The organism is Luteibacter sp. NPDC104163 (genome assembly GCF_055584245.1).
This window is the reverse complement of sequence record NZ_JBVJMK010000008.1, coordinates 96,039-108,360: the sequence shown is the minus strand read 5'-3', so window position 1 is coordinate 108,360 and position 12,322 is coordinate 96,039. Positions and strand designations below refer to the sequence as shown.

General features: G+C 67.2%; 10 protein-coding genes. 6 read left to right on the top strand and 4 right to left on the bottom strand.

What is annotated here, in order from left to right; genetic code table 11:
• Positions 1-42: 42 nt before the first annotated feature.
• Positions 43-762 carry an IclR family transcriptional regulator gene (locus ACZ6YI_RS12020; protein WP_465778863.1) on the bottom strand — a complete coding sequence of 240 codons (720 nt, stop codon included), beginning with the start codon at positions 760-762 and terminating at the stop codon, positions 43-45.
• A gap of 156 nt (positions 763-918) precedes the next feature.
• Here ACZ6YI_RS12020 and ACZ6YI_RS12015 point away from each other — a divergent pair, with 156 nt between their 5' ends.
• Together ACZ6YI_RS12015 and ACZ6YI_RS12010 are read left to right on the top strand one after the other, a co-directional pair.
• Positions 919-2,652, top strand: a complete 1,734-nt coding sequence (locus ACZ6YI_RS12015; protein ID WP_465778949.1) for an MOSC domain-containing protein — start codon at positions 919-921, stop codon at positions 2,650-2,652.
• Between the two features lie 1,379 nt (positions 2,653-4,031).
• On the top strand, positions 4,032-4,178 hold the full coding sequence (locus tag ACZ6YI_RS12010; protein ID WP_440324349.1) for a lipoprotein: 147 nt from the start codon (positions 4,032-4,034) through the stop codon (positions 4,176-4,178).
• 69 nt (positions 4,179-4,247) lie between these two features.
• Here ACZ6YI_RS12010 and ACZ6YI_RS12005 read toward each other — a convergent pair whose 3' ends face one another.
• Complete coding sequence (locus tag ACZ6YI_RS12005; protein WP_465778862.1) at positions 4,248-5,513, bottom strand: flavin monoamine oxidase family protein; 1,266 nt, start codon at positions 5,511-5,513, stop codon at positions 4,248-4,250.
• Positions 5,514-5,633: 120 nt separating this feature from the next.
• Here ACZ6YI_RS12005 and ACZ6YI_RS12000 point away from each other — a divergent pair, with 120 nt between their 5' ends.
• Positions 5,634-8,006, top strand: a complete 2,373-nt coding sequence (locus tag ACZ6YI_RS12000; RefSeq protein ID WP_465778861.1) for a DNA polymerase II — start codon at positions 5,634-5,636, stop codon at positions 8,004-8,006.
• On the opposite strand, the gene ACZ6YI_RS11995 is transcribed toward ACZ6YI_RS12000, so the two are convergent.
• Entirely contained in the window at positions 8,003-8,944 is a 942-nt protein-coding gene (locus ACZ6YI_RS11995) for a GlxA family transcriptional regulator (protein WP_465778860.1), read from the bottom strand. The two genes, ACZ6YI_RS12000 and ACZ6YI_RS11995, sit on opposite strands and share 4 nt — an antisense overlap.
• A gap of 119 nt (positions 8,945-9,063) precedes the next feature.
• Here ACZ6YI_RS11995 and ACZ6YI_RS11990 point away from each other — a divergent pair, with 119 nt between their 5' ends.
• Both ACZ6YI_RS11990 and ACZ6YI_RS11985 read left to right on the top strand, forming a co-directional pair.
• Positions 9,064-9,861, top strand: a complete 798-nt coding sequence (locus ACZ6YI_RS11990) for an SDR family NAD(P)-dependent oxidoreductase (protein ID WP_465778859.1) — start codon at positions 9,064-9,066, stop codon at positions 9,859-9,861.
• A gap of 17 nt (positions 9,862-9,878) precedes the next feature.
• A complete protein-coding gene (locus ACZ6YI_RS11985; RefSeq protein WP_465778858.1) occupies positions 9,879-10,592 on the top strand; it encodes a DNA-3-methyladenine glycosylase family protein in 714 nt (237 codons plus the stop codon).
• On the opposite strand, the gene ACZ6YI_RS11980 is transcribed toward ACZ6YI_RS11985, so the two are convergent.
• The gene (locus ACZ6YI_RS11980) at positions 10,528-11,415 is read right to left on the bottom strand and encodes an AraC family transcriptional regulator (RefSeq protein WP_465778857.1); all 888 of its coding nucleotides are present in this window, start codon (positions 11,413-11,415) and stop codon (positions 10,528-10,530) included. The two genes, ACZ6YI_RS11985 and ACZ6YI_RS11980, sit on opposite strands and share 65 nt — an antisense overlap.
• Before the next feature lie 98 nt (positions 11,416-11,513).
• On the opposite strand from ACZ6YI_RS11980, the gene ACZ6YI_RS11975 reads away from it, so the two are divergent.
• Positions 11,514-12,260 carry an SDR family oxidoreductase gene (locus ACZ6YI_RS11975; protein ID WP_465778856.1) on the top strand — a complete coding sequence of 249 codons (747 nt, stop codon included), beginning with the start codon at positions 11,514-11,516 and terminating at the stop codon, positions 12,258-12,260.
• Positions 12,261-12,322 lie beyond the last annotated feature (62 nt).

The following is a 12,322-nucleotide window of genomic DNA, read 5'->3' as shown; positions in this document are numbered from 1 at the left end:
CGACCGTATTACTAAAATAGCAACACGTCAACGCCGGGGCCGTCAGGCGATTTCCACGGCCGCCGCCCGCAACGCCTCGACCAGTTCCGCCGTGGCGTTCTCGGGAATCCAGCCCGACATCGCCAATCCTGCGACCACTGGCTCGCCAGTCGTGACGGCGACGATGTGGTGATCACGCTCATCCGCGACGTGCACCCGCGCATAGCCTTGCGTGCGCGGCGCCTCCAGCGCGGCCAGCAGGCTCTCGATGCCCTGCGGGAACATCGGGATCTCCTTCCCCGCATAAAGCTCGCGGACTTCCTCGTCGGGCAGCTGGGCGAGCAGCATGATGCCGATGCCGCTGGTCGTGGCCGGCAGCACGCCGATGCGGCCAAGGCCACGCGCGGCCTCGATGCCCGGCGGCGCGTGGAACAGGTAGCTCACGCTGTCGTTCCACAACACGCCCATGGCCACGGTGTGGCCGAAGCGGCGCAGCCGTTCCAGTTCGGGCAGCGCCCGGCGGATCAGGCCCGATGCGAACAGGCTCTGCGCGGCCAGCACGTGCATGCCGGCGCCGGGAGCGTACTTGCGATCGGAGGTCTGGCGGACGATGCCCATGTAGGCCAGCGTCTTCAGCAGGCGGTTCACCCGCGTCGTGTTCGCGCCGAGCTGCCTGGCCAGCTCCCGGCAGCCGACCGGCTCCGGCGCGGAGGCCAGGGCCTGCAGGGTGAGGATGCCGTCGATCAGGCTCTGGTTAGGCTGGGCATTGGGCTTGGCGCGCATGGCGCACAGAGTAGCCGTACCGCGGAGCCGTGGCGATCCTCGCCCGCGGTGGAATAAGTTTGGCAAAGCATGAAGTCGCGGCGCGCGGCTAAGGTACGTGGCGACGCGCCTTTAGCAACGAACCCGCATCCGCCCACCGAGGACCCGCCCTTGGCCGTGTTGCTCGCCGTGAACGTCGGCCTGCCGCAGGACATTCCCTGGCAAGGGAAGATCGTCCACACCGCGGTATGGAAGCGCCCCGTAGGCGGGCGTGTCATGGCGCGCCGGCTCAACCTCGATGGCGACGGGCAGGGCGATCTCGGTGGGCATGGCGGTGAACACCGCGCGGTGATGGTTTACCAGGCCGCGTCGTATCGCTACTGGGAAGCCTTCCTCGAGCGGAGCACGCTCGAGTACGGGAGCTTCGGTGAGAACCTCACGGTCGATGGCCTTCCCGATGACGAGGTCTGCATCGGCGACCGCTACCGGATTGGCGATGCCTTGTTCGAGATCACCCAGCCGCGGGTGACCTGCTACCGCGTGGGCATGCGCATGGAAGAGCCGCGCATGGCGAACCTGCTCGTCGCGCATCGGCGGCCCGGTTTTTATTTTCGCGTGATCGAAGAAGGCCTGGTCGGCGCGGGCGATGCGATCACGCGGGAAGTGCAGGGCAGTGGCATGACGGTCGCCGAGATCGATGCGCTGCTCTACCTGCCGGGCAAGACACCGGCGAAGCTCAAGCGCGCCACGCAGATCCCGGCACTGAGCCGCGGCTGGCGCCAGTCGTTCGAGGACCTGCTCGCGGCCGGTCCCGGCGCCAGTGGCAACGCCGGCCTGAGCGGGCCCGCGCCCGAGCCGGCGGCGTGGAGTGGCTTCCGCGAGATCCGCGTGGCTTCCATCAAGCAGGAAAGCGCGCTTGTGCGCTCGTTCGTACTGGAAGCGACCGACGGTGCACCGCTGCCGCGCGCACGCGCCGGGCAGTTCATTGTCCTGCGCCTGCAGCCACCGGCACCGCATGCGGCGATCATCCGTAGTTATTCCCTCTCCGACACGGCCACGCCCGAGCGCTACCGCATCTCGGTAAAGCGCGGCACCGGCGAAGGCAGCCAGTACCTGCACGACGCCATCAAGGAAGGCGACCGCTTCGGCATCAGCGCGGCGCGCGGCACGTTCTGCCTCGTCGACGACGCGCGTCCGGTCGTGCTGTGGGGCGCAGGCATCGGCATCACGCCGCTGCTGGCCATGTTGCGCGAGCTGGCCTCGGCGGCGCCGCGGCCGGTGTTCTGGATCTATGGCGCGCGCGACGGGATGGATAACCCGTTTGCCGATGAGGTGGCGGGCGTGCTCGGCGCCATGCCTTCGGCGAAGCATCTGTTGGGGTTCAGCCGGCCGAATGCGCGCGACCGGGAGCAAGCGAGCTTCAACGTCGAAGGACATATTGGCATCGCTGATCTTGCCGCGCTCGGCGTGCCGGCCGATGCACGCATCTACCTCTGCGGGCCGACGCGCTTTCTCCAGGATATGCGTGGGCAACTGCTCGCCGCAGGCCACACCGACGTGGCCTCCGAACTGTTCGGCGGCCAGGAGGGATTCGAACCGGGCATCGTCGGTGCGCAACGGAAGCCGCCGCATGCGCCTGCGGGTGAAGAGAGCGTGGGCCCTACGGTGTCTTTCGTGCGTAGCGGCCTTACCGTTCACTGGGGCGCGAAGTACACGAGCCTGCTGGAACTGGCCGAAGCGTGCGACGTGCCGGTGCGCTGGTCATGCCGCTCCGGCGTTTGCCATAGCTGCGAGACGGCGCTAATTGGCGGCAGCATTGATTACACCAGCGAGCCGCCGGATCCACCTGCCGAAGGGCGGATACTGATCTGCTGTAGCCAGCCGCGTGGCGACATGCAGGTTGACCTCTAGTGCAAGCGGTTCATTCGCTGGCGCGAATGCATGTTTTGAGCGGCTGACGCCGCCTCGCTCTTGTGTGGTTGAGGAAGCTGCGGGTGGGCAGGCCCTTGGGGCCGCCAGGCGCGGACCTGCGGACCGGGCCGTAGCTACTCTCCTGCGAAAATCGATACGCCACGCGGCCCTCCGCTCATGTCGGCCCCAAGGGCCTGCCCACCCGCGCCACCAACGATGAGGGTCATGGCGGGAGAGCCCATCGCGCGGCTTCACGCACTTGGGGAACCCCAAGGTGGCGACAGCAGCCTATCGGTTCTCAGGCGCATGCGATGCGCTTGAAAACCCCGGGTGCCAACCACTGTCGTGAAGACGCGCCGCGGAGAGCGTCCGTAAGCATCGGAATGAAAAGGTACGCGGGAGAAGTGTCCGACGCTCTTGGGACTTCGGCCGACATCTTCATGGTCTCGTCCATCACGTAAATCTGCATGTCCATGAGCGGGTGGCTTCCCCCGTCGGGTGGCGGTGGGCTCCAACCAGTGGCCAACACGTTCGTCGTCGAGATCAGCGAAACGACAGGCGCCGACCCCGCGTCGAACAGAAACCAGTACGACGTGCCGGATTCGGGACCTTCAAGATGAAGCGCCATGTCCGAAAGGAGAGCTTTAGACCCGAGTGGAACGAAGCGAATTCGCCAGCGAGGATCCTCCCTATGTTCATACACGGCACTTCGATACGAACAAGCTTCCGATGCAAAGCTCGGGCTGGCGGCGAGTAAGAGGAGCAGGGCGGCGTTTCGCATATCAGTTCACGTCCAGGACGAGCGCGTCGGAAGGTTCGCTATCGTATGGAGGCGGAGGATCTATTCGTGTCGGCGACGATCCTTGAGTAGTGAAGGGATACACTGACGTCCGCGTCGGCGAATCGCATTTGCACACGCTTGCCGCATGGTCTCGGCTTGGAGAGGCGTCACCTGGATACCGGCTTGTGCCGCGCGAAACGAAGTGTGTCGACTCGGGAGCGGGCAGGCCCTGGCGGCCGACATGAGCGGAGGGCCGCGTGAGGCAACGCGTTTCGCGACAAGGGAGCTACGGCCCGGTCCGAAGGTCCGCGCCTGGCGGCCGCCAGGGCCTGACCGCTCCCGATCACCGCGGACACCCAGCCTAAGGCGGCGCAAGCCGCTCAACACACGCATTCGCTTCAGCGAATGAACCGACGACTAACGCACATGAGCAAGAACCTGCGTTCGCCATCGATTCACACAACTGAGCGGCAGGCAACGGCGGGCTGAATGGTCGCTCGCTGCTCACGTCTCACACACCGTTTCAGCGACCTTTCGTTCAGCGAATTCGCATCAGGCTGGTGTCGAGCGTGCACTACGCACGACACGGAGTATCGCCATGAAACGCCTGATGTTCGCCATGACCATCGTGATGCTCGCCTCGTCGCTGAGCGGCTGCATCATCGACGACCGCCGCCCGGGTGGTTACTACCACCACGATAACTATTGCCGCTGGCACGACTGCCGCGGTGGCTGGCGCCGTTAAACCTTCCTGATCGTGGCGGCGGCGCCTCAACGCGTCGCCGCCTTTGCATGTAACCGTCGCCCCGCCGGGTCAGATCATTCGCCCGCCCCGGGTTGGCAGGCAAGCGAGCAGCTCGCTTGCCGCGCGTTCCCCGCTCTCAAGCGCGCCATGCGCCGTGGAGAACGCATCCGGGTGGGTGGCCTCGCCAGCGAAGAACAGGCGTTCCCGGAACGGTTGGGCAAGCGCTTGTCGTTGATGCGCCTGAGTCGGCAGCGCGTGGCTGTACGAACCGCGGATATACGTCGATGCGCTCCACGCCGAAGAGGCCAGGGGGCGAAGGTGGCGCATCGCAGCGGTGCCCAGCAGTCTGGCCAGCAGCGAAGACAGGTGATCGAACGAAGCGGCCGGCCCATCGGCCGTGACCTGATGTGCACTACGCCCGCCGAGGAACGTCTCGACCAGCGGCCGTTCCAGCGGCCGGAAGTAGAACACCGGACTATCCGGGTCGTGCGGGTCGGCGATCATCACCTGCTCCGTGGGTAATTCCACGTCGCCGAGGATCTCGAAGAAGAGCTTCTCATCACAGCCCAGCGGAAGGCAGCCGGCGGCGTGGCGCCAGTCATCCAGGGCAGCCGGGAAGCGAATGAGATCGCTGGCGATGACATTTGTGGAAACGGTGAGGATGGCGGCGCGAGTGCGGACCGTGCCCTGCGGCGTCTCGAGCACGACGCCGGTGCCGTCCACGTCCACTGACTCCACGGGCGTCGCGAAGCGGCAGGCGACGTCCGTCGGCAGCTGCGAGGCAATCAACGTCCCGTAGCCCCGCGGCAGCCGCCAGTTGTGCTCCGTGGCAGCGCGTTCGTAAGCATTGTAATCGGCCGCCGAAATGCGCTCCAGCGACGCGCCGCTGATGAAGCCACTCATCGCCTGCAGGTAGCCATTCCAGCGGTTGGCCGGATCGAGGGCATCGGAGGCGCGATCCGACGCGGGAGGCGTGTTCATCAAACGCTCGTGCCACGCACGGAACGCCGAGTGCGCCTCGTCCTGCTCGGCCTCGGTGAAGTGCGGATGCGGCTGGGCCTTGTCCCACGCAGCGGGGCGGCGGTCGATGGTCCAACCCTGAGCCTCGGCGATCCGGCGCCAGGCGTTGTGTTCCGCCGAATGCAGCCAGCCGCAGCCCATGTCGAGCGGCAGGCCGGAAAGGTCGAGCGTCCAGCCGCGGCCACCCAGGCGTTGCGATGCCTCGAGCAGCCATACCGACAAGCCTTGGCCGGACAGCCGCCGGGCTGCTCCGATGCCTGCGGCGCCCGCGCCGACGATCACGACATCGACATCGAAAGTCTTCTCGTTCGCCATGCGACCACGCCCTGCGTCCGGACAGGCTCCGGATCATACCAGCGGGCCTGCTGACACCACGCTGTCAGCAAGGGTCGCGCGGGCCGCGTCGCGGGATAGGCCGCGCGCTAAAATGTCCGGATGAGTTCCCCCGGCCAGCGCGCCTTCATCCTCACCCGCCAGTGGCGGGACACCCGCGAAGGCGTGGACCTGGAACTGTGGCTGGCCACGGACGATGGCCCGCGCGCGGTGCTGGTGAAAGGGCAGGCCGCCGTCGCGTTCGTGCGCGAATCCCAGCGTGTGGAAGTGGAGGCCGCGATCCGGAACGACGCGGCGTTCGAGCTCAAGGCCCTCCCGCTGAAGACGCTGGCGCAGGAGCCCGTGCACGGCCTGTACGGGCAGAGCTATCGCGCCATGCTCCGCCTCGAGAAGCGGCTCGCCGAACGCGGCGTCACGCTGCACGAAGCCGACATCCGCCCGACCGACCGCTACCTCATGGAGCGTTTCATCACCGCGTCGGTCACGGTGGACGCCACGGGGAACGCGGACGATGCCGTACTGGTGAACCCACGCCTGAAGGCGGCGGACCCATACCGGCCGCCGCTTCGCGTGGTATCGCTGGATATCGAAACCAGCGCGATGGGCGAGCTTTACTCGGTCGCGCTGGAAGGCTGCGGGCAGCGCCAGGTGTACATGCTCGGCGCGGCGCCCGACGACACGGCGGCCGAAGCCGACTTCACCCTGACCTACGTGGCCGACCGCCCCGCGCTCATTCTCGCCATCAACGCGTGGTTCCGCGAACACGATCCCGACGCGATCATCGGCTGGAACCTCGTGCAGTTCGATCTGCGGCTGTTGCAGGCCTGTGCCGACCAGCATGGCCTGGTGCTGGCGCTCGGCCGCTCGGGCAAGCCGATCGACTGGCGTAACCACGGCCGTCGCGAGGGCTACGTGTTCGCCTCGATCCCCGGGCGTCTCGCGATCGATGGCATCGAAGCGATGCGTTCCGCGATGTGGTCGTTCCCGTCCTTCAGCCTTGAAAGCGTGGCGCAGGCGCTGCTTGGCGAGGGCAAGGATACGGACGATCCGTACCACCGCATGGACGAGATCGAACGGCGCTTCCGCGAGGACAAGCCGGCGTTGGCGCGCTACAACCTGGTCGATTGCGAGCTGGTGACGAAGATCTTCGCCAAGGCCGATCTGCTGAACTTCGTCCTCGAGCGCGCGAATGCCACCGGCTTGCCCGCCGACCAGTCGGGCGGTTCCATCGCTGCATTCAGCCACCACTACCTGCCGCGCATGCATCGCGAGGGTTATGTCGCGCCGAATATCGGCAGCGCGCACGGCGAGTCGTATCCGGGTGGCTTCGTGATGGAGTCGCGCCCGGGCATCTATGACTCCGTGCTCGTGCTCGACTACAAGAGCCTCTATCCATCGATCATCCGCACCTTCCTCGTCGATCCGATCGGGCTGGCCGAAGGTGCGCTGGCGAGCGACGAGGCGCAGACCGTGCCCGGGCCGAACGGCACGCGTTTCTCGCGCACGAAGCACTGCCTCCCGGGCATCATCACCCACCTGTGGGAGCGTCGCGACCAGGCTAAGCGTGACGGCAACCAGCCGCTGTCACAGGCGTTCAAGCTGCTGATGAATGCATTTGTCGGCGTGCTCGGCGCCTCGGGCGGCCGCTTCTTCGATCCGCGCCTCGCCGCTGCCGTGACCCTACGCGGCCACGAAATGATGCGGACGACGCGCGAGCTCGTTGAAGCCGAAGGCTACGAAGCGATCTATGGCGATACCGATTCGATCTTCATCTGGCTGGGCCGTGCCCACGACGAAGCGGAAGCGATGGCGGTCGCCGAGCGTCTCGTCGCGCGCATCAACGGCCACTGGAAGGACACGCTGGCGGCCGGGCTCGGCATCACCAGCTACCTCGAGATCGAGTTCGATACGCACTACAAGCGCTTCTTCATGCCGACGATCCGCGGCAGCGAGCTGGGCAGCAAGAAGCGCTACGCCGGTCTCGTCGAAGAAGCGGGTAGCGAGGAACTCGTATTCCGCGGCCTGGAAACCGTGCGCAGCGACTGGACCCCGCTCGCGCAGGGCTTCCAGCGCGAACTCTACGGCCGCATCTTCCGCCGCGAACCGTACGCGGACTATGTGAAGGACTACGTCCGCCAGCTGCAGGCGGGTGCGCTGGATGACCTGCTGGTCTATCGCAAGCGCCTGCGCGGCAAGCTCGATTCATACGACCGCACCACGCCGCCGCAGGTGCGCGCCGCGCGCCTCGCCGATGAGTACAACGCGCGCCAGGGCCGCCCGCTGCAGTACCAGAATGGCGGCTGGATCAGCTACGTCATGACGCTGGGCGGTCCCGAGCCGGTCGAAGCACGCATGGCGAGCATCGACCACGAGCACTACCTCACCAACCAGCTCGAGCCGATCGCCGATGCGATCCTCGCGCCCCTCGGCGACAGCCTGGCGGCGCTGACCAACCAGCAGCCGGGCCTGTTCTAGGCACGCGCGGTGCGGCGCACGGCTTGCGGCGGGATGCCGTAGCCACGCACGAACACTTCGCGCAGGTGGCGGCGATCGCGAAAGCCCGTTTCCCGCGCGACGACGTCGAGCGAATGGCGGCTCTGTTCGATCATCGTCCGCGCCGCTTCCAGCCGCAGCTTTTCCACGGCCTTCGCGGGCGACTCGCCGGTCTCCGCGGTGAAGACGCGACTGAACTGACGCGGGCTGAGGTGCGCGACGCCGGCGAGTTCCTCGACGCCGAGCGGCTTGGCCAGGTGGCGTCGCGCGTAGTCGAGCGCTTCCTGGATGCGATCGGTACGCGGCGCCAGGGTGAGCATCTCCGAATGCTGGGTCTGGCCGCCCGCGCGGTGGTGCGGCATGACCAGGCGGTGCGCGAGCGGGCGCGTTACCTCCGGGCCGAGGTCCTTCTCCACCAGGCCCAGGGCGAGGTCGAGACCCGCGGTCATGCCGGCGGAGGTCCACATCGGACCATCGTTGACGAAGATCCGGTCCGGCTCGACGGTGATGTTCGGGAAGCGCTGGCGCAGGGCATCGGCGAACAGCCAGTGCGTGGTGGCGCGGCGGCCTTCGAGCAGGCCTGCTTCCGCGAGCATGAACCCGCCCGTGCACAGGCCGGCGATGCGGCGTGCGCGCTGCGCGGGACCCGCGAGGAACTTCAGCACGGCCGGCTCGGTATCCGTGACCAGCGGATCGAGCACACCCGGGATCAGCCACGTATCCGCGTTCGTCCGGGCGGTCAGCGGCCTGGTCGCCACCGACATACCGAACGATGAGCGCACGTCGCCGCCGCCGGGGGCGTAGACCTCGACTTTGTAGTACTCGCTGCCGACGATCTGGTTGGCGAACTCGAAGACGGCCTGGGTACCCAGGGCCATCATCTGGAAGCTATCCGCCAGGACATACCCGATGCGGTGCATGGCCGGCCTCCGGCGTCGTGACCTAAAACATGACTATATACGTCATTTGCGCCATGGTCGAGCCGGCGCAAGCTATCTCCATGCCGCGGCACCCGCCGCCTCACACGCTGGAGAACACCATGAACGCTTCCCTCGGAACCGCTGTTGTCACGGGCGCCTCGTCGGGCATCGGTGCCGTCTACGCCGAACGCCTCGCGGCGCGCGGCCATGACCTGATCCTGGTCGCCCGCAGTGCCGACCGCCTCAATGCCCTGGCGACGAAGATCACCCAGGCCACCGGCCGCCGGGTCGAAGTGCTGGCCGCCGACCTCGCCAACGCCGCCGACCTCGGCCGCGTGGAAGCGAAGCTGCGTGACGATGCGAGCATCAGCCTGCTGGTGAACAACGCGGGCGTCGGCACCCACACGCCGCTGCTCGACAGCAAGATCGACGCGATGAACAGGATGATCGACCTCAACGTCACGGCAGTGACCCGCCTCACCTATGCCGCCGTGCCGGGCTTCGTGGCACGGGGCAAGGGCGCGGTCATCAACGTCGCCTCGATCGTGGCCATTGCGCCGGAGATCCTCAACGGCGTGTACGGCGGCAGCAAGGCGTATGTCGTTGCCTTCAGCCAGTCGCTGAAGCACGAGCTGGGCGACAAGGGCGTGCAGGTGCAGGCCGTGCTGCCGGGCGCCACGGCGACCGATTTCTGGGACGCCGGTGGCATGTCGGTGGATATGCTGCCGAAGGAGATCGTGATGAGCGCGGAAGACCTGGTCGACGCGGCGCTGGTCGGCTTCGACCGCGGTGAGCTGATCACCATCCCGCCGCTGCAGGACGAAGCGGAATGGAACGCGTACGAAGCGGCCCGCCAGGTCATGGCGCCGCGCCTTTCCAGCGCGACGCCGGCCGAACGCTATCTCGCTACCGCGTGAGGCGATAACCTGACGGGATGCCGAAAGCCTCCCGTCCCCACGGCCATAGCTACACCGCCGACGAGCTCCGCGCCCTGCGCGCGGAGCTCGTTCGGCTTGATCCATCGCTGGCCGTCGCGAACGCGGCGGTTCCGGAGTTCGCGTGGCGCTCGCGCCCGGCGAATTTCAGCGGCCTGCTTCACCTGGTCGCCGAGCAGCAGGTGTCGCTCGCCTCCGCGGCGGCGATCTGGAAGCGTATCCAGGAAGGCCTGGACGAGGTCACTGCCAACGCGGTGATCCTTGCCGGTGAGGAGCGGATGCGTGAGCTCGGTATGTCGAAGCCGAAGGCGCGCTATGCCGTGGCGCTCGCGCAGGCGGAGCAGGAAGGCCGCATCGATTTCGCCGCGCTGGCAGGCATGGACGATAACGAGGCCGTCGCGTCGCTCACCGCGCTGCTCGGCATTGGCCGTTGGACCGCGGAAGCGTTCCTCATCGGTGCCTATGGCCGCACCGATTTCTTCCCGGCGGCGGACATCGCGCTGCAGGAAGCCGCGCGCCTCGTCGATGGCGGCGAACACCGCCCGACGGAGAAAGAGCTGTATGCGCGGGCGGAACGCTGGAAGCCGTTCCGCGCGGTAGCGGCGCAGATGCTGTGGGGCTACTACACCGCCGTGAAGAACGGCGCCGCTATTCCACCGCCCGTGCATACCGCGCCGGCGGCTGGCCGACGTGCCGCGCGAAAGCCACGCTGAAGGCGCTGGCCGAGCCGTAACCCACCTGTTCGGCGACGCTGGCGACGCCCGCGCCTTCCTGCCGCAACAACTGCCGCGCCATGGCCATGCGCCACGTCAGCAGGTATTCCATCGGTGCGACGCCGACCACGCGGGTGAACCGTTCGAAGAACGCCGAACGCGACAGCGCGGCTTCCTTCGCCATGCGTACCACGCTCCACGTTTCAGCCGGGCTCTCGTGCAGCTGGCGGAGCACCGGCGCGATGCGCGCATCGGCGAGGCCGCGGACCAGCCCCGTCGGCGCGGCGGCACCGGCCGAACGCAGCGCATCGATGAACAGCACTTCGAGCAGCCGTTCGAGTACCACGTCGCGCGCGGGCCGTCCGGCGCGCGCTTCGTTACCCACCATGCCCACCAGCGTGGTGAGGCGCGCTTCGTCACGTACGTGGATGACATCCGGCAGCAAGGACACGAGCAAGGTGGCATCGGGCGAGCCGAACGCACAATGGCCAATCAGGGCGCGGTAGTCGACGGGCGCATCGGGATCCCCGACGCGTGAGCGTCCTTCCGTGACCTCGACGGGGGAAACCGCGTTGCCGGGTGGTGGTTCCACGCTCGAGCTGTCGATTTCGAAAGCCGCAGGGACCAGAACGAAATCGCCCGCATGCAGGGTCAGCACCTGCCCAGCCACCTTCAGCCGGGAAGCGCCCTCGAGCACGGCGCAGTAGAAGGGCGCGCCTGCGGCGGGGCGGTTCACCCGCCAGCGGCCACCCGCGGTCACGACCTTGGAGAACCGCATGGTCGGCTGGAGCAGGGTCACCACTTCGGCAAACGGATCGGTCATCACCGGATTATCGCGAATAAAGTGTGGACGTTCGATTATAGGTAGTCCGGTCCCCAGCGCCTATCTTGGATGGATCCACCCACCCAGGAGTCTTCCCCATGCAAACCGTCCTCATCACCGGCTGCTCGTCCGGCTTCGGTCTCGAGACCGCACGCTACTTCCTCGACCAGGGCTGGCGCGTGATCGCGACCATGCGCACGCCGCGCACGGATCTGCTTCCGCCGTCGGACCGGCTGAAGCTCGTTGCGCTGGATGTCACGGACGCGGCGAGCATCGCCCGGGCCGTGCAGGAAGCAGGCCCCATCGACGTGCTCGTGAACAACGCAGGCATCGGCATGTTGAACGCGCTCGAGGGCACGCCCATGGACGTCGCGCGCGATGTCTTCGCCACCAATACGCTCGGCACGATCGCGATGACCCAGGCGGTGCTGCCGCAGTTCCGCGAGCGGAAGGCGGGCGTCATCATCAACGTGACCTCGAGCGTGACGCTGAAGTCGTTGCCGCTGCTGTCGGTCTATACGGCGAGCAAGGCCGCGGTGAATGCGTTCACCGAATCGCTGGCGCTCGAGCTGGCGCAGTTTGGCGTCCGCGCGTGCCTGGTGCTGCCCGGCCGCGCACCTACGACGCGCTTCGGCGAAAACGCGCGCGAACGCATCGGCGACTTCCCGGCGCCGTACGAGGCGTACGCCGGGAAGGTGTTCGAAGGGCTGCGCGACACCACCACGCCGACCACCAGCTCGATCGCCGTGGCCGAAGCCGTATGGCATGCGGCCACCGACCCGAGCAGTCCGATGCGCATCCCCGCGGGTGATGACGCGGTGGAAGTCTTCAACGCGCGCCGCTGATCTTGTGGGAGTGAGCTTGCGAACGATGCTCTTCCGCGGACCCATCGCTCGCAAGCTCACTC

What these genes read in the sequence shown, in the direction of transcription:
- ACZ6YI_RS11990 (WP_465778859.1), top strand. Translation starts at nt 9,064, where the DNA reads ATGAACGCTTCCCTCGGAACCGCTGTTGTCACGGGCGCCTCGTCGGGC.
- ACZ6YI_RS11975 (WP_465778856.1), top strand. Translation starts at nt 11,514, where the DNA reads ATGCAAACCGTCCTCATCACCGGCTGCTCGTCCGGCTTCGGTCTCGAG.
- ACZ6YI_RS12000 (WP_465778861.1), top strand. Translation starts at nt 5,634, where the DNA reads ATGAGTTCCCCCGGCCAGCGCGCCTTCATCCTCACCCGCCAGTGGCGG.
- ACZ6YI_RS11995 (WP_465778860.1), bottom strand. Translation starts at nt 8,944, where the DNA reads ATGCACCGCATCGGGTATGTCCTGGCGGATAGCTTCCAGATGATGGCC.
- ACZ6YI_RS12020 (WP_465778863.1), bottom strand. Translation starts at nt 762, where the DNA reads ATGCGCGCCAAGCCCAATGCCCAGCCTAACCAGAGCCTGATCGACGGC.
- ACZ6YI_RS12010 (WP_440324349.1), top strand. Translation starts at nt 4,032, where the DNA reads ATGAAACGCCTGATGTTCGCCATGACCATCGTGATGCTCGCCTCGTCG.
- ACZ6YI_RS11985 (WP_465778858.1), top strand. Translation starts at nt 9,879, where the DNA reads ATGCCGAAAGCCTCCCGTCCCCACGGCCATAGCTACACCGCCGACGAG.
- ACZ6YI_RS11980 (WP_465778857.1), bottom strand. Translation starts at nt 11,415, where the DNA reads ATGACCGATCCGTTTGCCGAAGTGGTGACCCTGCTCCAGCCGACCATG.
- ACZ6YI_RS12005 (WP_465778862.1), bottom strand. Translation starts at nt 5,513, where the DNA reads ATGGCGAACGAGAAGACTTTCGATGTCGATGTCGTGATCGTCGGCGCG.